The organism is Prolixibacteraceae bacterium, assembly GCA_019720755.1.
Taxonomy (GTDB): domain Bacteria; phylum Bacteroidota; class Bacteroidia; order Bacteroidales; family Prolixibacteraceae; genus Halosquirtibacter; species Halosquirtibacter laminarini.
Window position 1 is genome coordinate 3,594,636 of record CP081303.1, and the last position, 20,847, is coordinate 3,615,482.

Here is a 20,847-nt window from a genome sequence, read left to right on the forward strand (position 1 = left end):
CTTGCTACTCTTTTAATACCATATCAATAGACATAACCGATGCCATAATTAATGTTCTAGCTACAGAGTTTTCTACAACTCTAGGGTCGATTGTAAGAAGATAGTTGTCTGCTGTGGTGAATAACTCTTTTGCCATTCCTGCAAATTTCTTTGATACAAGTGCTAATTGTACATCCTCTTTTTGGAAAGAAAATTCCCACGAAGTCCATTTTCCTTGTAATTGACATATTTCAGTCTCATTTACATCAAAAACTCTAAATCTACCCCCTAGTGATAGTAGCTTCTGTCTCATAGTGCCGATAAGTTGGTCGTTTTCATCAAGAACCTCTACTTCGGATCTCCAGAAAGTCCATCCTCTTTTAACTGTAAGTACCTTATTGTCTTGTTTATCTGTGAGAACGATTTCGAATGGAGTCATTCTTTTATAATCTTTATTGAAACGAAGGAGTTTTGCAAATCCTGATAAATTAACCTCGCGGCATTTAATGATTGGATCTGTGTGATCTCCTTCAGGGTCAAAGATATCATAGTTGTTACTCGCTTTAAATACACCAGTGTGTTCTTTTACAAAGAAACTATTTCTATTAAGTATAGGATTCATATATTAAATTTTATTGTTTCAAAAAATAGAGTGCGAAATTATGTAAAAAATATTGGTTGTTGTTATCAACTATGGTAAATTGTTATTAAATGTCCTCTAATGTCAAATTTATACTATAATGAATGACATTTGTTGGTCGTGTTTTTCAACAGGGACTTTATTTATTTTTTGAAAGTATAGTCCTAACCCTATTTTGGTTCCGTCAAACTTTGTCAGAAGCCTATCGTAGTAGCCTTTGCCTCTTCCTAACCTTGCCCCTGTTGAATCAAAAGCGACTCCTGGAATGATTATAAGGTCCATTTTATTCAAGGATATTGAATTAGATAGAGAAGGTTCATATACACCAAAAGTATTCTTATCATCTAACTCTTCGTCTGTTGTATAGGGTGCTATATGAAGAGAATCACCAACCATAACAGGAAGGAAAATATTTTTACTCTTTGCCTCGTTTCTTATAAAATCATGAGTGTTTATTTCGTCAGGAAGAGACCAAAACATAAGAATATTCTGTGCGTTCTGAAATGAAGAATTTTTTTTCAACTTAGAGAGTGTGATCTTTTCTGCTTCTACTCTATCTTGAATGGTAATATTTGCCCATTCCTCTTTTATCTGTTTTCGTAATACCCTTTTTTCTCTATGGATAAGTCTTTTCTGATTCAACTCATCACTGTATTCAAGATGATATATATCTTTTCTTGCATCTCGTGATTTATGGTTAAAAGAATTTAATTGCTTGTTTCTAGAGATTGTCGTATCTATCTCTCCATAAAGGATCTCTTCCTTTTGAACTGATGCTTTGCAGATGAGTTCAGCTGATGGGGAAATAATTGAAGATAGTCCAGTAAATGACAGGTCTCTTTCAGCACCAACTCTGTTTACTTGAGCGATATAGTAGTGGTTCGAAAACGCGTAAGTTTTGACCATTTCTTGAGCATGTGGCATGACAAGGTTGCAGATGTGGCATATAACATCTACCTCTTCTTTAGCCATCAATTGCCACATTTCAGGGAAAGTCCAATCATAGCATATCATTAAACCTATACGAACATTTTTCCATGTAAAAGTAGGGGCTATGGTTTTACCTTGTGTAAAGTATTTATTTTCGGTATTAAAAAGATGTAATTTTCTATAAGTATGTTCTACTCCATTAGGTGTAATCCATAGTGCACTATTGTAGCGTTTTGTGTTTTCTTTTTGACAGAAACCTATTCCTATTGCACTGTCTTTTTTCTTTGCATAATCGATTAAAAACTCGACTAGTAAGCTGTTGTCTACTTCTTCAGCAGATGCTTCAGCTTGTTCTATATTTTCAAAATGGTATCCGGAGTTGGATAGTTCGGGGAAGAGAATGACGTCTGCCTCTTCTTTCATATTGTTGAGGATAGACACAATACGATTATAATTGGTCCTATTCTCTCCGAGGATGGGAGAGAATTGAACCATTGCTATCTTTAATTTCATATAGTTTCTGTTTTTTACCGATCAATCTCCAAAGGAGACCCCAAGGTTTCTTGCTTTCAGAATAAGTTTGTTATCTGGTTTTACCAGACTAAGCTTTCCTCCAACATCTGAAAGAGGGACTCCGATTAATTCATTGTTATGGAAAGCAACCATCTTACCATAGTCTTCATTCGCAATTAGGTCGGCGGCATATGCACCATATTGAGTTGCTAAAATTCGATCCATTGGAGTTGGGCTACCACCTCTCTGAACATAACCTAACTGTGTCTGTCTTGTCTCAATACCAGTCATTTCATTAATACAATAGGAGACGTAACTTGCAGCATTCGTTTTATTGGGCTTGTCTATTCCTTCAGCTACAACAACAATTGCGTATGGTTTTCCTTTTTCGAACCTTTTTCTTATCGTATTACAGACTTTCTCCATACTAAAGTTAATCTCAGGAAGGAGAATTACATCGCCTCCGCCTGCGACCCCAGCATAGAGAGCAATCCATCCTGCATGGTGTCCCATCACCTCTATCACCATTGCTCTTTGATGTGAGTTTGCTGTTGTGTGTAGTCTATCAATGGCATCTGTAGCAATATTCACCGCAGAGTCAAATCCAAATGTTCTATCCGTACCATACACATCATTATCGATTGTCTTAGGTAGTCCCACAACATTTAAGCCTTCTTGTTGTAGTTTGTTGGCTGTTTTCATCGTTCCATTACCACCTAAACATACGACACAATCCAAGCCAAGATCCTTATAGTTTTGTTTAATCAGAGCTACTTTATCAATAGGGTTTTCTTTGTCAACTTTAAAGGGCTTCTCACGGGATGTACCTAAAATAGTTCCTCCAAGAGTTAGTATTCCTGAAAGTTTGGAGGCATCTAGAACCTGGTAATCTTTTCTTATGAGTCCACTGTATCCTGCATTGAACCCCAACACCTCCATATCATAATTCAATATTGCTGTTTTTCCTATGCCTCTTATGGCAGCATTTAATCCTGGGCAATCCCCTCCAGCTGTTAGGATGCCAATTCTTTTCTTCTTATGTCCCATATTATTAAATTTTACAGAATAGAGATGATCTCTAAATAAAGCTGAGAACAGGTACTGTTATATTTATTATAACAGATTGCCATCAAAAATGATTCATTATAAAAGTAAATAATATGATTTTAAACATGCTAATCTATCAATAGCTTTACAACAGGTATTGGTATTGTAAAGTCTTTGTCTTTCGAAATGTCAGGAATTTCGATGAAATGAGACTCAGGAAAATTATCCTTTAAGTATGTTTTAATTACTCTTGCACTATCCCTGATCATCAAGTCATGAGTGTCAGGAAGATGATTGTAGAGTACCCCTTTCAGATTGATCTGATAGTGTTTGATTAGTTCTAAGGATATCAGAGTGTGGTTGATACTACCTAGTTTGGATGAAGAAACTAGGATTAAAGGGATTCCACTATCCTTAATAAAGTCTAAAGTATTATAGCTTCTCGTTATTGGCACCATAAGCCCTCCTGCTCCCTCTAACAAATTATATTCGTATTTCTCTTCAAGATCGTTCATGGACGCATAGACCTTCTTTATGTCTAACTCTCTTTTGTCAATCTCTGAAGCAAGATGTGGAGAAACAGGAGTACTGAAGATAATTGGAGCTGTTGTATGGTTTAGATCCTCTATCGTAGGATCTATTCCCATTACTTCTCTATGTTTGGTAATATCTTCAGAAAAATCAGTACAGCCTGTTTGTACAAACTTTTGGGTTATGATTGAAGTTCCATTTGCTGCGATACTTTTTGCTAAAATTCCTGTGGCTATAGTTTTACCACAATCTGTGTCTATGCCTGATATAAAAAATGTTTTACCCATGAGTCTATTTCTTTTTTAGTATAAAGTATGATGGATTATATTTAAGAGTGTAGAATTTCCCATCTTTAGGGTAGTTCTTGATAAAATTTAAATGCTTCGACTTAGTCCACTGCGTCCCAACCCCATTAACTCCAGTCTCTTTCATATGGAGGAGAATCTCTCTAGGGCTCTCAAATTGGAGTTCTATTGACTCATTGTAATCATGAATAACTTCATATTTTTTTTCAATCATTTTGATGATCTCCTCATGTCGGTGGTATTGTAAACCGCAATCAGCTGCTTTATGAAATGTGGAAAATGTCCCTTTTGTATAGATCGAGAAAGCTAAATGATCTCCACTACGTTGTGTTTTAGATAATTTATCGAAAAGTTTATTGAGATTCTCAATCCATTGGAAAACAGAACTAGAGATTATTAGTGTTGCACTGTTCGGTACTTGTATCGACTCAATGTCTCCCATACACCTTTCAATTAATGGCACTTTATAGGTGCGAACGATGGATTCTACAGTAGGGAACATATTTTGGACTATATCGTTTATGGTATATTTATTAGGCGAAAATTTTTGAAGATAATAGTTCGTCAATTTGCCTGATCCTGATCCTATTTCAAAAGTGTGTTGTTGTTTTTGTGGAAGAAATGAGAGTTGTTTAACCAAGTTTTGTGCTACCATATCTTGTACTGTCGCTTTGTCATCATATGTGGTAAATCCTTTTTCAAAGCACTTACTTACATGTGATTTCTTAATGGTTATATTTAGATCCATTGGTCCCATGATTTTGTGTCAATAAATACATTATGAAACATGTCATCTATGAAAAACAACTGTTGTTTTTTCCAACAATTCAACAAGTTGTCTATAGGGTATATTTTCTCATTTCTACTGATATATATTTTAATTTTTGGATCGTTTTCTTCTAGACGAGACGATTGGATATTATCCTCGTTTTGTATAAGATATAGAAGTTCATTTTTTTGGTCTTTGCAGCTTCTTTGACTTAATGATGAATCTTTTTGTATGCCATTCATTTTTGTTTCAAATCTTTTACGTACCTCAGGATTCCATCTATTTGCCGTTAGTTTAGCCATTGTTATAGGTAGTCCACTCTCTTTGTTGAAACCATCACAAGAGCCATTAAATATGATATATTTAGTAATATGTTTACCATTCTCTAAATAGAAGCTCGTAGCCTTTTGTGCTCCCAAAGACCATGCAATTAAGATGACCTCACTAGCTTCTTCTACAATCTTAGGAGTAGTGTATTGGTGATACCTATTTATCTCTGTGATAATGGTATTCTTATCTTTATGGATATGTACTATATTGTTGATATCCATGCCCCAGCCATTAAAGAAAATTATCTGTTTCATACTTGTATTGTTTTAAGAGTGTCTATTACTTTACTCAAATCTTGCTCAGTCAATGTAGATGTTAAGGAAAGACGTAATCTTGCTGTTCCTTTTGGCACAGTTGGATGACGAATTGGTAATGAGGATATCCCATATTTTGCTAATCGTTCTGAAAACAGCATTGCATGCTCATTGCTTCCTATAAGGTAAGGTATGATATGGGAGTCGGATACTACATTTAATCTTTTAGCGAAGTCTCTGGCAAGGTTTTGAAGTCTCTTTCTTTGATCCTCTTTGGTATATAGATATTCAATTACATATTGAGACCATCGAATATTTATCTCAGGAAGTGCTGTTGTATAGATTAAAGATCTTGACTTTTGAGTGAGCCACGTTTTAAAAATTTTATCGCATACAACAAATGCGCCCTGAGAAGAGATTGCTTTGCCAAAAGTCCCAATAATGAAATCGATCTCTTGAATTATACCTTCTTCCTCAGCATTCCCTAATCCATATTTCCCAGTTACACCAAATGCGTGTGCCTCATCCACATATAACAAACAGTGAAACCTATTTTTTATCTCGACTAGCTCTTTTAAATTGGCATGATCTCCATCCATACTATAAATCGATTCGACCACAATAATCACTTGGTCATACTCTTTTCTGTGATTTTCAAGATATTGTGATAATTGGGTGTAATTGTTGTGTCTAAAACGCCATTTTTGAGCCTCAGATAGTTTAATCCCATCTAGGATACTAGCATGAATAAACTGATCAGAGATGATAAGATCTCTTTTGGTGGTTAGTGTTGGAAGTATTCCAATATTTGCATGATAACCGCTATTATACAACATGCACTCTTCCTTCTTATAGAGTGATTGAAGTAGGTTTTCTAACGATTTAAAGGCAAGATGATTTCCAGTTAATAGTCTCGAAGAACATGCCCCCATAACAAAATCATCTTTGGATAATTGTTCAAAAAAAGATCTCTGAAGAGAAATATTCTGTCCAATCCCCATATAATCATTTGACGATAGTTCGATAGCTTTATTAGGTGGTTCTGGTAAGACCCTACAGTTATCATTTTCTATCAGCTGTTGAATCTTATTATGAAGTCTTTCTTTCATGGTTTACATTCATTAAAATGTTACTTGAAATATTTCAGAATAGATGTTCTTTAGGCCTGAGATTAGTTTGGTTAGTTCTTCACTTGATATAATATATGGAGGCATCATATAAACAAGTTTGCCAAATGGACGTAACCATATACCATTCCTCACAAATGCCTCTTGAAACTGTTCCATATCTATCTCTTCATACATCTCTATCACACCAATAGCTCCTAGTACTCTTACATCTTTTACGATAGAGAGATCTTTAAAAGGATTGAGCCCTTTGACTAACTCTCTCTCTATTCTATGAATTGATTCTAAGGTATTAGGCTGCATGATAAGATCAAGGCTTGCATTGGCACAGGAACATGCAAGAGGGTTTCCCATAAAAGTCGGACCATGCATCATTACTCCAGGGGTTCCTTTAGAGATGGTTGTTGCAACATGGGCCGTAGTAATTGTTGTGGCAAAGCTGATCATTCCACCTGTTATTGCTTTTCCTAGGCATAATATATCAGGAACAACTTGTGCATGTTCCATTGCAAACATTTTACCTGATCTACCAAAACCTGTGGCGATTTCGTCAAATATTAAGAGTATATCATGTTTAGTACATAATTTTCGTAGCTCCACAAGATATTGAGGGTGGTAGAAACGCATTCCTCCAGCACCTTGTACTATTGGTTCTAATATAACTGCAGCAATTTCAACTTGGTTTTCTTCAATTATGTTTCTCATGGAATTGAAATCTGAAGAGTCCCATTTTCCATCAAAAGTTGTTTTGGGAGAATCAGCAAAAAGGGTTGGTGCAAGTCTATTTTTGTAGATAGCATGCATCCCATTTTGAGGATCACATATTCCCATTGCATGCCATGTGTCACCATGGTATCCATTTTTAATTGTAGCAAAACGGGTACGCTGTTCATTTTCTTTCCCCATCTGATATTGAAGAGCCATCTTTAGGGCTACTTCAACAGCTACTGATCCAGAATCGCAATAGAATATCTTGTTTAATTCAGCAGGTGTAATATCCAATAATTTTTTTGCTAACGCTACAGCCGGTTCGTGTGTTAGTCCTCCGAACATGATGTGTGACATTTTTGAAAGCTGTGAAGTGATCGCTTCATTAAGCTTAGGATGTTGGTAGCCATGAACTGCTGCCCACCAACTAGACATCCCATCTATAAGTTCTTCTCCTGTTGTTAGTTTTATTGTAACCCCTTTGGCACTTTCGACTGGGTAACATGGAAGTGGATTATCCATTGAAGTATATGGGTGCCATAAGTGTTTTTTATCAATGCTGGTTATATCCTCTGTATGCATCATGGTGTTTAATAGTTGAATCCATTGTTTTTAAATGTCTCTAAGTCTTCACTAACAGAAGATCCCATGGTAGTTAGTAGATCTCCTACTATGGATGCGTTGACCCCTGCTTTTAATAATTGTTCTTCTAGATGTTTTATTTCACATCTACCTCCTGCCAAGCGTATTTGGGCTGTCGGATTGATTAAGCGAAAAAGAGCAAACGTTCTTAATACCTCGTCATCTTTTAGTTTGGTACTTTCTGAAAGAGGGGTTCCTTCAATTGGCATGAGTATATTGATAGGGATAGACTGAATATTCAGTTCTCTAAGTTTAAGAGCCAATTCTATGCGTTGTTCCATTGACTCTCCCATGCCAATAATTCCGCCAGAGCATACCTTCATTCCTGCTTTTTGAGCATGTGTAATAGTATTGATCTTATCCTCGATAGTGTGCGTTGTACATAGTTGAGGAAAATATGATGGGGCTGTTTCTAAATTACAATGGTAATGGTCGACCCCTGCTTCTACTAAATCCTGTATCTCCTCTTCTCCAATGAGCCCTAGAGATGCACAATATTTTAATTTAGGAGCCTCGTTCTTAAGCACTCTATATGTTCCAACCAACTGCTTCAGATTGGCTTTACTAAGACGTTTCCCACTAGTAACTAAGGAGTGGCGGTGAACTCCCTGAATCTCCAATTTCTTAGCCTCTTGTACAACCTCCTTCAGAGGAACAAATTCATATTGTGATACATCGGTATTGAAGTGCATCGATTGAGAACACCATTGGCAGTCTTCACCACACAAGCCAGATCTTGCATTGGTTATAGAGCAGAGATCAAAGTTATTACCACACATTTTTGCTCTAATTATATTTGCATAGTTGCATAACTCTTCAATATCCTCATAATGTACTATGCGGTTTGCTTCAATTTCGGATATCAGATATCCATCAAGTATTTGATCAATAAGTACTTTTAGTTCTTTTCTATTCATCTTTTTAGGCATAAAAAAAGGGTTGATTCCCGTTTAACTGGAAATCAACCCTTCATATGATTTTATAATAATTTTTAATGCAATACTCTTTGCTTTGGTTTAATAAAGCGTAACTCTCCCATGCAAGCATTTCTAATAAATTCGTTGCTAAATCAAATTCTTCATCTAAAGACTCATCTTTATCTAAGTTTAATAAACATTGGAGATGTTGTTTAATTGTGGTTATCTCGACCTTCGCTAAGTCTATTTTCAACACACCAATTCGTACTCTTTTGCCAATTACTGCAAAAAGAGCATAACTTTTTCTACTCCAATGAGAGAAAGTGATAAGTCTATTCTGATTATGTGTAGCGTTATATCTCACGATAAGGTCCTTTCGAATATATGATAACAAAAGAAAATAATATTATTAATTTTTCATAGCAATAAGCATAGATATTGATAAAAATTCTGTGGTAAAAACATAAGTTAGAATCATTCTTAACATGATATACGCCTATTTAAATTGGATTAAATGTCGATCTTAAACAAACCTTTCGAATAAGTTTCTATTTTGGAGAAAGCATTATATTTGTGCCTTAAAATATAGGAAAAATGAACTTCACAGGAATAACTCCGCAATCTATTGTGGAACTTTCAAAACAAAATAGTCAAGAGATAAAAGAGCTTTTTAAAAAGCTTAAGAAGAAGAAACCAAAGAATTTAGATGCTGTCATTCATTCACTTCATCAAGAAGCTTTTGAATTGTATGATTGTTTAGATTGTGGAAACTGCTGTAGTAGTATCAGTCCTATTGTGAAGGAGAAAGATATCGATCGCTTGAGTAAGCACTTTAGAATCAAATCTTCAAAATTTATCGATGAATACTTGCAAGTGGACGATGAGAACGATTTTGTCTTTCGTAATCAACCGTGTCCTTTTTTAGGAAATGATATGTATTGCATGTGTTACGAGAGTCGTCCTAAAGCTTGTCGCGAATATCCACACACTGATCGCTCTAAAATGCATCAAATACTTAAATTGACTGAAACCAATAGATCTTATTGTCCTATCGTTTATGTAATCATAGAGGAATTGCTAAAAATGAATTGGTAAGAGACAATATAACACAGATTATTTGCGTTAAGTTGATGAATAAGTCTGTTCAATAAATCAACTATGACTAAAAAGTTTTTTTTTATAATTCCCCTTTTAGTTTTATTTTGTGTGAATACATCAGCACAAGATAATTCATATCAAACCTATCCTATTTTAGATCTTTCTATAAGTCCTGCCTCAAAGGCATTGGGCGGTTTGTTATATAGTGATACGGAGACTAATTTTGGGGCCGCTTTCTTCGCTCCTAGTGTGCTTGATAGTACCTATAGCAAAAAGATACAGACTGCATATACTTCTCTTTTTAAGTCTACAAAACAGACCTCTATTGCAGCTGCTTGGGGATTGACTAGTTCTGATATTTTTGCCGTTCAATTTCAAACAGTTGATTATGGTACATTCGATAGGAGAGATGCAGAAAATGTTTATTTAGGTGAATATAAAGCTGCAAGTTATGATGCCTCTCTATCCTATTCAAAACGATTAACTCGAGAATGTAGGGCAGGAGTCTCTTTTCACTCCATTTGGTCTCAAATGGATATCTATAATGCTTTTGCAGTATCGTTTAATGCTTCAGTAAGTTATAAGGTGAAAAACTTTTCGGGTACTCTAGCAATTCGAAATGTAGGAACCTCTATTAACAATCTTGGTCAAGAAAGTGTCTCTATGCCTTTAGACGTTGGTTTTACGATTGTAAAATCACTTGAACATGCTCCTTTTGCCTTTTTTATTACAGCCCACCATTTAACAAATTGGGATGAAGCCTTAGAACAAGAAGGAATATCGAAAGGCTATGACTATAAAGAGTGGACCAACCATCTGAATTTAGCAACTCGTCTTCGTCTTAGTTCTCATTTTGCTTTGATGTTGGGTTATAATAATCAGGAACGCAATTTAGCAGGTTTATCTTCGTCTAAAGGTACCTCAGGATTATCATTTGGAATTCAGATTGATAATTCTAGGTTTCAATTAGGTTACAGTATGTCTCCATTGCATAAAAGTACAACACAGCACAACTTTGGCTTTCAGTTAAAACTTTAAAATAGTTCTCTTTGTTTATATTGGGCAGCCTAAAATCTGTATCTTTGCAGACGTTTTTTTAATTATTTATATCTATTTATGGAAGGCAAAAAGACTAAGTTGGTAATTGCTATTGATGGATTTTCATCTTGTGGAAAAAGTACAATGGCAAAAGATATTGCAAAACGAATGGAATATATTTATGTTGATACTGGCGCTATGTATCGTGCTGTAACACTCTATGCTATTCGTCACCAAATGATTCTAGAGGATGAAGTAAGTAAAGAGGCACTTGTTCAGGACCTTGATAAGATTGTCATCACCTTTCAATATGATGAAAATAGCAAGTCTAATGAAACCTACCTTAATGGAGAAAATGTAGAAAACGAAATTAGACAACTTGAGGTATCTAATAGTGTTAGTCTTATTGCTGCAATTGCCGAGGTGAGACACCATTTAGTTCGACTTCAACAAGTGTTTGGTAATGATTCCGGAGTCGTGATGGATGGTCGTGATATCGGAACCGTTGTTTTTCCGAATGCCGACCTGAAAATATTTATGACTGCCGATCCTATGATCAGAGCAAAGAGACGCTTTGATGAGCTAACGGAGAAGGGAGAGATGGTCTCATTAGAAGCTATTTTAGCCAATGTAGAGAAAAGAGACCATATCGATCAAACTAGAGATGAAAGTCCTCTTGTAAAAGCTGATGATGCTATCGTCCTAGATAATAGCCATCTGACTCCGAAAGAACAAACTGCTCTAGTAATGCAATGGATTGAAGATAAAATAGACAAAAAGGACCTGTAGGTCTTGTTTTAGAGCTGTACCTTTTGTAAAATTGTAAGGTAATCTATGACGGTATCGTTGTAGATACTTATACCTTAAAAATCAATCTTACCGATTATGATCATAGAGATAGACGATAATTCAGGCTTTTGCTTTGGTGTTATAAAAGCAATAAACAAAGCCGAAGAAGTGTTGAAACAAGATAGCACATTATATTGTTTAGGTGATATCGTTCATAATAGTTACGAGGTAAATCGCTTGGAGTCTTTGGGATTACAGACGGTTGATCGTGAACAATATTTTACGATGTCTAATTGTACGGTGTTGTTACGTGCACATGGAGAACCACCGGAAACTTATATGTATGCAAAGGAAAATAATATAAAGCTTATTGATGCCACTTGTCCAGTAGTCTTAAGACTACAAAAAAAGGTTAACGAGGGGTACCAAGATATAGAATCTAAAGAGGGACAACTGTTGATATTTGGGAAAAAAGGACATGCAGAAGTGAATGGTCTGGTTGGACAAACGAAAGGTAATGCAACTGTCATTGAGGGGCCAGATGATCTATCTCATGTGGATACGAATAAAAAAACATTGCTCTTCTCTCAAACGACCAAATCATTAGATGGATATCATAAGTTGATTGAAAATTTACAAAGCAAAATAGGACAAGAAAATCTACTTTATCATGATACCATTTGTCGTCAAGTAGCAAATAGAATTCCTAAATTGCGTGAATTCTCTCAAAAATATGATATTATTGTTTTTGTCGGGGGTGAAAAAAGTTCTAATGCAAGAGTGTTATACAACATGTGTAAGGAGAATAATACAAATAGCTATTTTATTTCTAACCCCGACCAATTAGACTTCTCTTTGTTTCACAAAAACAGTAAGATAGGAGTGTGTGGTGCTACCTCTACTCCTCGTCATTTGATGGAACTTGTTGCCTATAAAATTAGATCATATTTTGAAAATTAATGTTTTGGTCCTATTTATTTAACCTTAAATTTTTGTCATTTCAATCGATTGCAAGTAATATTGTAAAAAGGAAAGCTTTTCGACTAGAAAGCAATTAAGAATAAGAATTAGCGATATATTTTAATCATGGTAGAATTAGGAAATACAACCATAAAAAGAATTGGTCTTCTAACTTCAGGAGGAGATGCACCAGGGATGAATGGTGCGATTCGTGCAGTAACTCGTAGTGCAAACTATCATGGGCTTGAAGTGGTCGGAATATCTCACGGTTATCGTGGTATGATCAACAAAGCATTTAAGACTTTAGAATCTAAAGATGTTAGTAATATTCTTCAGCAAGGCGGTACAATTTTAAAGTCTGCTCGTTGTATGGAGTTTAAAACAATAGAGGGTAGAAAGAAAGCTTATGATAATCTTATTGAAGCTAAAATTGATGCTTTGGTAGTGATTGGTGGTGATGGTACTTTTACTGGTGCTGGACTTTTTGCAAAAGAGCATAACTTCCCAGTGGTGGGCATTCCTGGTACTATTGATAACGATTTATACGGTACGGATTTTACCATTGGTTACGATACTGCTTTAAATACCATTGTGGATTGTGTTGATAAGATCAAAGATACTGCAACGGCTCATGAGCGCCTATTCTTTATTGAGGTAATGGGTCGAGATGCCGGTTTCTTAGCTCTTAATGGTGGTATTGCCGCAGGTTCTGAAGCTGTACTTATCCCAGAGATTCCTACTAGTTATGCAGACCTTAAATCCTACTTGGCTAATGGATATCGTAAGTCAAAGAATAGCTCTATTGTTCTTGTTGCTGAAGGTGAAAAAGAGGGTGGTGCTTTTAATTGGGCTAAACGTGTTGAGAAAGATTTCCCAGATTATGATGTTCGCGTAACGATCCTAGGTCACATTCAGCGTGGGGGTACTCCATCTGCTTCTGATCGTATTCTTGCAAGTAGATTAGGGGCTGGTGCTATTGAGGCTTTAATGGATGATCAAAAGAGTATTATGATTGGTATTGAAAATGGCGAAATTGTACATGTTCCATTTACAAAAGCGATCAAAAATCAAAAAGGAGTGAAGCAGCAGCAATTAGATTTGGTAAAAATATTATCGAACTAAGAATAAACTCTTTGATATAGAAGAAAGGCTCTCATATTTATGAGGGCCTTTTTTGATAATCTACACCTTAATATGATAACTTAGAATTAAATGTTAAATAATGTGACAAAAGTTGTTTCATGACTAGAAAACTCCTCTTATATTTAGCGAAAAATGAATAATAATCATGAACACTTTTTTCAAATCAACCATTCAAGTCTTTGGATTACTTTCTCTTTCGATCTTTATTTGTTGTTCGAGCCCTCAGAACAATAAAACCAAAGACGATAACAAGCACGTTGTCTCAGAAAAAAAATCCTTTCCAAAAGATTTTAACAAACTATTTGATGGCGATCCTTTAGTGGGAGGAACTCGTGTTGCTGTGGACAAGCTTATAGATGCAGTAGTTTTTTCTAATGTAATGAATTGTGAACTTAATGATCACGGAAAGAAGTGGTCCTTTCACCTAGCAAAGAATTCCATCAATGAACTAGTCGACAATAAAGCAGACCTGACCATGATGGTGTGGGAATACCACAATGAGCATTCCGTAGAGCAATCCAATCCTGATATTGAGTTTGTTACTTCTATATCGACTTCTGCAAGAGAGGGGTTTGTGGTCCCGGATTATAGTGGCGTGCTTTCTTGTAATGATCTAAATATCAAGCGAGAATCATTCAATGACACAATTTTTGTGTTAGAGAATTGGGATTTTCACATAAAACAAGCCAAAGACATCAATAATTTTTTGGATGAGAAGATGATCATTAAAGAGTGCTCTGAACTAGAGTTGCTTTCAGATATAGAGCGTTTGTATCAGAATAATAAGAATTTTGTAGCTTCTGGATGGTATCCTAGTGTCATGTTTGGTTTGATGGAGCTTTCTCTGATAGATAGACCCAATAGAAGTGCGTCTGGGATAGTGGACATCAATATCTATGCAAGAAAAGATTGGGTTAGGTCACACCCTCACGAAATTATAATGATGAAGAAACTACGATTAAATAATGATTTCTATCTTTTTGCTATTGATGCAATACTTAAAAATAGAGATGATCTTTCTCGTGCAGCTAGGGTTATTTATGACTCAAAAAAAGTCGATTTTGAACGTTTAATGCACTCTCATTAATCATACATTATATCGATTCTAAGATGTGATTTATATACCATTCTATAAAAAATATCATTAGAGTAATACCTCAATTTGAGACAATGAAAAAGATATTTGTATGTTTATTTTTGACTTTCTTTTATCCAAAAATATTCAAAATTATACAAGCTCAGGAGTTAAGTTCGCCCTCATTTTTTAAGAGGAATTTATCTATGCCTTTGGATGTGAATTTTGAATTTCTTAAAGAATCCAGAGATATTGATTACGGTAGATTTAGAGACAAACAACGGTTTTATTATACCAATTTTCAGTTTGACATAAAGGGGGCTCTGAATCAAAATATAGGGTTTAATTTTGAAACACTTTTAAACTCCACTACTTTAAATGAGAGTGATATCCTGGAAAGCATTACCAATGCGAATATTGTTGTAAGATCAAATAATCATAAATGGAGTTTCTGTTTAGGTCGGTACATTGTCAAATTTGGATCCTGTGAACAGTATTATAGTGGGAGTGATGTTGCTGTTTATAGTTTAGTAGGAGGTGCAATTGGGGTCTTTAAAACTGGAGCTAGTATAGCTTACACTCCCAATGATCATCAGGATATTGGCTTTCAAATAGTCAATGCCGATAATGATAATACGGTTCTGTATATGGAGTATAATCTCTATTGGAGAGGAGATATTTTTCCAGATCTTTTGCGGACATACATGAGTGTTTCTACAGTTCAAAAGGGGCAATTAGACCGATTTCCTTATGCACTGAATATTGGTTTGCAATGGCATATCGATGATTTCGTTTTAGATACCGATTATCGACAATTGAAGAATATGACAAACTTTTATAAGGGGGTGCGGTATGCCAGTATTCCCATAAAACTACAATACGAAACAAACCATTTTTGTCCATACGTCAAGTATATTTATAATAGGGTTGACTTTAATGGATTGAATTTTAATGTGGAAAATAGTCTTTCTTCTCTAGATGCATTAGATGATCTTTCAAGCCATACTTATTTGCTTGGTTTACAGTTTTATCCAAAGCAAGATGGGTGTCTAAGTTTTTATCTTATTGGAGCGTATACTTCGGAAGAGGATATTCTTTCTAGTATCCCAAATTTAGCTTCTTCCAATTCAAGAGGTGTACACTATGGAAAATATCAAATTCAGGCTGGTCTTAAGTTGAAGCTTGACTTTTTGAAATCACGAACTTAAGAAAGTGTTATGAGTCGGTGGTGTTTGGTCTATTGTATTCGTTGTTTTCCTTATGACTTTTTGTGCCATTCTTAATATCCAAATCGACTTCAAATAAGCAATAATCGTTTCGTTATGATGGCGAACTAATAGTTGTTTGTTTTTGTTTAATACTTAGGTGCCAATGTTTTATATAAAAGTTTCTTCCTATGAAAAATATATTAGTAACTATATTTCTTACATTTTACCTATTGGGAACCTCCATGATGGCGAATGGTCTGGAAAAGAATAAAGATTATAAAAGCTTTTTTTTTGATAACCTTTATATGCCTGTGAATGCTAGAGTAGATTTTAACGAGCTCCATTATGAAGAGGACTATAAAGTGTTTCAAGATCAACAGAGGTTTCAGATGTCGAACTTAATCTTTGGCATCAATGGTCTTTTGTCAAATAATGTTGGATTTAATTTTCAAACTGTATATAATTCAACCCAATTGAACTATAATGGTATTTTAGAAAACATACAATGTGCTAATGTAACCTATACGACAAACGACGCACATTGGTTCTTCAGTTTAGGTCGTTTCTTTTTAAATGTAGGTACCGCAGAGCAGTCGTATAATCCTAGTGATGTTCCAATGTATAGTGTGATTGGAAATAATCTAGGTGTTTATAAGACGGGTGCTACTTTTCAGTATACCACCAATACAAAACAGTCTTTTGGGCTTCAAGTGGTCAATGCTGATAATCCCGATTATGAGCAAAATATGGAGTATAACATATATTGGTATGGGCATATTTTGCCTGATAAGATTTTAACCTATATGAGTTTTACTACGATCCAAAACAGCGAGGTTTCTAGAACTCCATATGCAGTAAACCTTGGATTACAGTGGCTATTTGGGGATATTGCTATCGATACAGATTATGCAAGGGTAAAGAATATGACCAACTTCTATACTGATGCAACCTATACCAGTGTACCTATCAAACTTGCTTACAATGGTCGTCATTTTAGGCCTTATTTAAAGTATATTTATAATGAAGTAGATTTTGGGGATGAATCTTTTGATATTGAGCTAGAGGATGGAACAAGCCAGACCATCGTAAATACAGCTGCACATACTATTGAGCTTGCACTTCAATATTATCCTTTCGATAATAAAAACTTTAGGTTTCATCTAGTGGGTGGATATACTTCTGATGGTAATATCTCAGTATCTGCTCCGGAAGGATCTGCAAATAACTCTCGTCAGCACTATAATGCAAAATACCAGATCTTGGCAGGAATATGTGTTAATTTCGATCTTCTCAAAGGATGGTAGTTTTCTTGTATTGTCTTTTAGAATAAAAGAGCTATATCTCCATCTCTCTATTGTATGAAGGTGATTGCATAATATCAAATTAAATGTGTTTATTGGATAATAATATGGAGTAGATCAATATTCTTGACAAGTCTATTTAAGAGAGCCTTTCGAAATCTTCATAAAGTTTTGTTGATGAGGGGATCTATGGGCTTTAAGACAATACTAATACTTTGTCTAACTTGAAGTAGGAGTCTAGTTAAACCACAGATGTTACTCCTCGTAAATGCAGGGAAGATTTTTATCCATAGAAGTGCCCGTAATTCCAAGTAAAAATGTATGATAACAAAAGGAGCGTAATTCACAGAATTACGCTCCTTGTATATTTAAAATAGTCGTTAGACTATTGTAAGATCTGTATCTTACTTCACCTCCTCAAAGTCAACGTCTGTTACCTCGTCATCTTGTGCCCCTTGGTTTGGTTGCGCTTGTTGTGCCCCAGCATTAGGATCTTGACCAGCCCCAGCATTATACATGTCTTGAGATGCTGCTTGGAAAACAGTATTTAACTCCTCAGTTGCTGCATCTATCGCTGCAACATCCTCTGCTTTGTGAGCCTCTTTCAATTTCTCTAGAGCAGCATCAATTGGCGCTTTTTTATCAGCAGGAATCTTATCACCAAACTCTTTTAGTTGTTTTTCCGTTTGGAAAATCATACTATCTGCTTGGTTTACTTTATCGATTTTCTCTTTTGCTAATTTATCTGTTTCAGCATTTGCTTCAGCCTCATCCTTCATTCTTTGGATCTCCTCATCACTTAGACCAGAAGAAGCTTCAATCTTAATTGACTGCTCTTTACCTGTTGCTTTATCTTTTGCTGAAACACTAAGGATACCATTTGCGTCAATATCGAAAGTTACTTCAATTTGTGGCTCTCCACGACGTGCTGGTGGAATATCAGCCAATTGGAAACGTCCAATTGTCTTGTCATCTTTTGCCATTGAACGCTCTCCTTGAAGAACATGGATATCTACTGCAGGCTGGTTGTCTGCTGCTGTAGAGAATACCTGTGATTTCTTTGTAGGAATGGTTGTATTTGCTTCGATCAATTTTGTCATTACTCCACCCATCGTCTCAATACCAAGAGATAGAGGAATTACGTCTAATAGAAGTACATCTTTTACCTCTCCAGTCAATACACCACCTTGGATTGCAGCACCAACAGCTACTACCTCATCAGGGTTAACCCCTTTAGATGGAGCCTTTCCGAAGAATGACTGAACTTTCTCTTGAATAGCTGGGATACGAGTAGATCCACCAACAAGAATTACTTCATCAATATCAGAAGCACTCAAGTTTGCATTTTTCAATGCATTTTGACAAGGAACAATTGTTCTTTGAATTAGGCTGTCAGCCAACTGCTCGAATTGTGCACGAGTAAGTGTTCTTACCAAGTGTTGTGTTACATTATTTACAACGAATATATATGGTAAGTTGATCTCAGTAGATGTACCACTAGACAACTCAATTTTTGCTTTTTCAGCAGCTTCTTTCAGACGTTGGTGAGCCATAGGATCTTTGCGGATATCTACCCCGTGCTCCTTTAGAAACTCATCAGCCAACCAGTTAATGATCACATCATCAAAATCATCTCCACCAAGGTGTGTATCACCATCAGTAGATTTTACTTCGAATACACCATCACCAAGCTCAAGGACTGAGATATCGAATGTTCCACCACCAAGGTCGAAAACCGCAATCTTTCTATCCTCATCTTTTTTATCCATACCGTATGCAAGTGCTGCTGCAGTAGGCTCGTTGATGATACGTCTTACTTTCAATCCTGCAATTTCTCCTGCCTCTTTAGTTGCTTGACGCTGTGCATCATTGAAATATGCTGGAACTGTAATTACTGCTTCACTAACCTCTTGTCCTAGGTAGTCTTCTGCAGTTTTCTTCATTTTCTGAAGCGTAATAGCCGAAATCTCTTGTGGAGAATATTTACGGTCATCGATTACCACGCGAGGAGTGTTATTGTCTCCTTTTACTACGTTGTAAGGTACGCGATTGATCTCTTTTGCAACTTGATCAAAAGTCTCACCCATGAAACGCTTGATAGAGAAGATAGTTTTCTCAGGATTAGTGATTGCTTGACGTTTTGCTGGATCACCGATCTTTCTTTCTCCATTCTCTACAAATGCAATTACAGATGGTGTAGTTCTTTTACCTTCGTTGTTGATGATTACAACTGGTTCGTTACCTTCCATTACAGAAACACAAGAGTTTGTTGTTCCTAAGTCAATACCAATAATCTTTCCCATTATATTTATTTTTTAATTTGTTTCTAACCAATACGGTTCAGTAAAATACCAAAACCTTTATATTTAATTTGAATGCTATATGTTTTTGCGATGTCATTCTACATTATTGCATTCGATAGGATAAATATCAAATGGTGTGCCAAAAATAATTTCCCCTTAGAATATGTAATATTGGCAGAAAAAAATGAAAGAGTCCAAATGTCGGCCTATTTTTAGATGTCAAAATGACTTATCTTACTACTCTTGCGGCATTGTGTCAGCTATCTCTAACTTCTGCCAAGATATTATCACTCTTTTTATGATGATTAATAAAATCTTATTTCATAATTTTGTGGCTCTATAATCAAAAATATAGGTAATGTCTGTACATAAAGAGATAAAAAAGGTTACAACCCATGTGCTTTCAGAAATGAAGCTTAAAGGGGAAAAGATTGCGATGCTTACAGCATATGATTATAGTATTGCAAAGTTAGTTGATCAAGCTGGAATCGATGTTATTTTGGTTGGGGACTCTGCTTCCAATGTGATGGCAGGTAACGAAACAACACTTCCAATTACTCTTAATCAAATGATCTACCATGGTAGTTCTGTCGTAAAAGCAGTGAACCGTGCTCATGTAGTGGTTGACCTTCCTTTTGGATCATATCAAGGAAATTCGAAGGAGGCTCTCTCTTCTGCTATTCGTATTATGAAAGAGACTCATGCTGATTCTGTGAAGATGGAAGGTGGAGAAGAGGTTATTGAATCTGTAAAACGTATTCTATGCGCAGGAATTCCTGTGATGGGACACTTAGGATTGATGCCTCAGTCTATTCATAAATATGGTACTTATACTGTTCGTGCGAAGCAGGATGAGGAAGCAAGCAAACTTCTTGCTGATGCAAAGCTACTAGAAGAAGCTGGTTGTTATGCGATTGTACTGGAGAAGATTCCTGCATCTTTGGCTGCAAAGGTTGCTGCTGAAGTGAAAATACCAGTAATTGGTATTGGAGCGGGTAGTGACGTGGATGGTCAAGTATTAGTTGTCCACGATATGCTTGGGATCACTCAAGAGTTCTCTCCAAGGTTCTTACGTCGTTATCACAATTTGGGTGCTGAGATTATTGGTGCTGTTGGAAATTATGTAAATGATGTGAAAGCCGTTGATTTTCCAAACGAAAGAGAACAGTATTAATATATCCATGTTATGCATGGTATAAATTAAGGACAATCAGATCATCAAAGATTTGATTGTTCTTTT

The 20,847-nt window shown here is 35.7% G+C and carries 20 protein-coding genes; 9 read left to right on the forward strand and 11 right to left on the reverse strand.

Annotated features, from left to right (window positions below):
- Positions 1 to 4: 4 nt before the first annotated feature.
- The 10 genes from K4L44_14245 to K4L44_14290 form a co-directional block, all read right to left on the reverse strand.
- Positions 5 to 601, reverse strand: coding sequence for an LURP-one-related family protein (locus K4L44_14245; protein QZE13712.1), 597 nt, complete (start codon positions 599 to 601; stop codon positions 5 to 7).
- 108 nt (positions 602 to 709) lie between these two features.
- Positions 710 to 2,062 (reverse strand): 5-formyltetrahydrofolate cyclo-ligase, encoded by a 1,353-nt coding sequence (locus K4L44_14250; protein ID QZE13713.1) that lies wholly within the window; start codon positions 2,060 to 2,062, stop codon positions 710 to 712.
- A gap of 21 nt (positions 2,063 to 2,083) precedes the next feature.
- The gene (locus K4L44_14255; GenBank protein ID QZE13714.1) at positions 2,084 to 3,109 is read right to left on the reverse strand and encodes a 6-phosphofructokinase; all 1,026 of its coding nucleotides are present in this window, start codon (positions 3,107 to 3,109) and stop codon (positions 2,084 to 2,086) included.
- A 128-nt stretch (positions 3,110 to 3,237) separates the two neighbouring features.
- Positions 3,238 to 3,927: a dethiobiotin synthase gene (bioD, locus tag K4L44_14260; protein QZE13715.1), complete on the reverse strand. Its 690-nt coding sequence runs from the start codon at positions 3,925 to 3,927 to the stop codon at positions 3,238 to 3,240.
- Between the two features lie 4 nt (positions 3,928 to 3,931).
- Positions 3,932 to 4,693, reverse strand: coding sequence for a methyltransferase domain-containing protein (locus tag K4L44_14265; GenBank protein ID QZE13716.1), 762 nt, complete (start codon positions 4,691 to 4,693; stop codon positions 3,932 to 3,934).
- Positions 4,684 to 5,298: a DUF452 family protein gene (locus K4L44_14270; protein QZE13717.1), complete on the reverse strand. Its 615-nt coding sequence runs from the start codon at positions 5,296 to 5,298 to the stop codon at positions 4,684 to 4,686. Before K4L44_14270 ends, K4L44_14265 begins: the two co-directional genes overlap by 10 nt.
- Entirely contained in the window at positions 5,295 to 6,407 is a 1,113-nt protein-coding gene (locus K4L44_14275) for an 8-amino-7-oxononanoate synthase (protein QZE13718.1), read from the reverse strand. Before K4L44_14275 ends, K4L44_14270 begins: the two co-directional genes overlap by 4 nt.
- Before the next feature lie 12 nt (positions 6,408 to 6,419).
- Positions 6,420 to 7,715: an adenosylmethionine--8-amino-7-oxononanoate transaminase gene (gene bioA, locus K4L44_14280; protein ID QZE16015.1), complete on the reverse strand. Its 1,296-nt coding sequence runs from the start codon at positions 7,713 to 7,715 to the stop codon at positions 6,420 to 6,422.
- Between the two features lie 8 nt (positions 7,716 to 7,723).
- A complete protein-coding gene (bioB, locus tag K4L44_14285; GenBank protein QZE13719.1) occupies positions 7,724 to 8,692 on the reverse strand; it encodes a biotin synthase BioB in 969 nt (322 codons plus the stop codon).
- 52 nt (positions 8,693 to 8,744) lie between these two features.
- Positions 8,745 to 9,056 (reverse strand): hypothetical protein, encoded by a 312-nt coding sequence (locus K4L44_14290; GenBank protein QZE13720.1) that lies wholly within the window; start codon positions 9,054 to 9,056, stop codon positions 8,745 to 8,747.
- 230 nt (positions 9,057 to 9,286) lie between these two features.
- Here K4L44_14290 and K4L44_14295 point away from each other — a divergent pair, with 230 nt between their 5' ends.
- From K4L44_14295 to K4L44_14330, 8 genes are all read left to right on the forward strand, one after another.
- Positions 9,287 to 9,787 (forward strand): YkgJ family cysteine cluster protein, encoded by a 501-nt coding sequence (locus K4L44_14295; protein ID QZE13721.1) that lies wholly within the window; start codon positions 9,287 to 9,289, stop codon positions 9,785 to 9,787.
- Positions 9,788 to 9,898: 111 nt separating this feature from the next.
- Positions 9,899 to 10,828, forward strand: coding sequence for a hypothetical protein (locus K4L44_14300; GenBank protein QZE13722.1), 930 nt, complete (start codon positions 9,899 to 9,901; stop codon positions 10,826 to 10,828).
- Between the two features lie 78 nt (positions 10,829 to 10,906).
- Positions 10,907 to 11,617 (forward strand): (d)CMP kinase, encoded by a 711-nt coding sequence (gene cmk, locus K4L44_14305; GenBank protein QZE13723.1) that lies wholly within the window; start codon positions 10,907 to 10,909, stop codon positions 11,615 to 11,617.
- Positions 11,618 to 11,710: 93 nt separating this feature from the next.
- Entirely contained in the window at positions 11,711 to 12,577 is an 867-nt protein-coding gene (locus tag K4L44_14310; GenBank protein ID QZE16016.1) for a 4-hydroxy-3-methylbut-2-enyl diphosphate reductase, read from the forward strand.
- Positions 12,578 to 12,703: 126 nt separating this feature from the next.
- The gene (pfkA, locus tag K4L44_14315) at positions 12,704 to 13,699 is read left to right on the forward strand and encodes a 6-phosphofructokinase (protein QZE13724.1); all 996 of its coding nucleotides are present in this window, start codon (positions 12,704 to 12,706) and stop codon (positions 13,697 to 13,699) included.
- Positions 13,700 to 13,865: 166 nt separating this feature from the next.
- Positions 13,866 to 14,807, forward strand: coding sequence for a hypothetical protein (locus K4L44_14320; protein ID QZE13725.1), 942 nt, complete (start codon positions 13,866 to 13,868; stop codon positions 14,805 to 14,807).
- Positions 14,808 to 14,890: 83 nt separating this feature from the next.
- Complete coding sequence (locus K4L44_14325; GenBank protein QZE13726.1) at positions 14,891 to 16,003, forward strand: hypothetical protein; 1,113 nt, start codon at positions 14,891 to 14,893, stop codon at positions 16,001 to 16,003.
- A 188-nt stretch (positions 16,004 to 16,191) separates the two neighbouring features.
- Entirely contained in the window at positions 16,192 to 17,307 is a 1,116-nt protein-coding gene (locus K4L44_14330) for a hypothetical protein (protein ID QZE13727.1), read from the forward strand.
- 401 nt (positions 17,308 to 17,708) lie between these two features.
- Here the strand turns inward: K4L44_14330 and dnaK are convergent, their stop codons facing one another.
- Positions 17,709 to 19,607, reverse strand: coding sequence for a molecular chaperone DnaK (gene dnaK / locus K4L44_14335; GenBank protein QZE13728.1), 1,899 nt, complete (start codon positions 19,605 to 19,607; stop codon positions 17,709 to 17,711).
- A 358-nt stretch (positions 19,608 to 19,965) separates the two neighbouring features.
- Between dnaK and panB the strand changes: the two genes are divergently transcribed.
- Positions 19,966 to 20,781: a 3-methyl-2-oxobutanoate hydroxymethyltransferase gene (gene panB, locus K4L44_14340; GenBank protein ID QZE13729.1), complete on the forward strand. Its 816-nt coding sequence runs from the start codon at positions 19,966 to 19,968 to the stop codon at positions 20,779 to 20,781.
- The last annotated feature ends 66 nt before the right edge of the window (positions 20,782 to 20,847 follow it).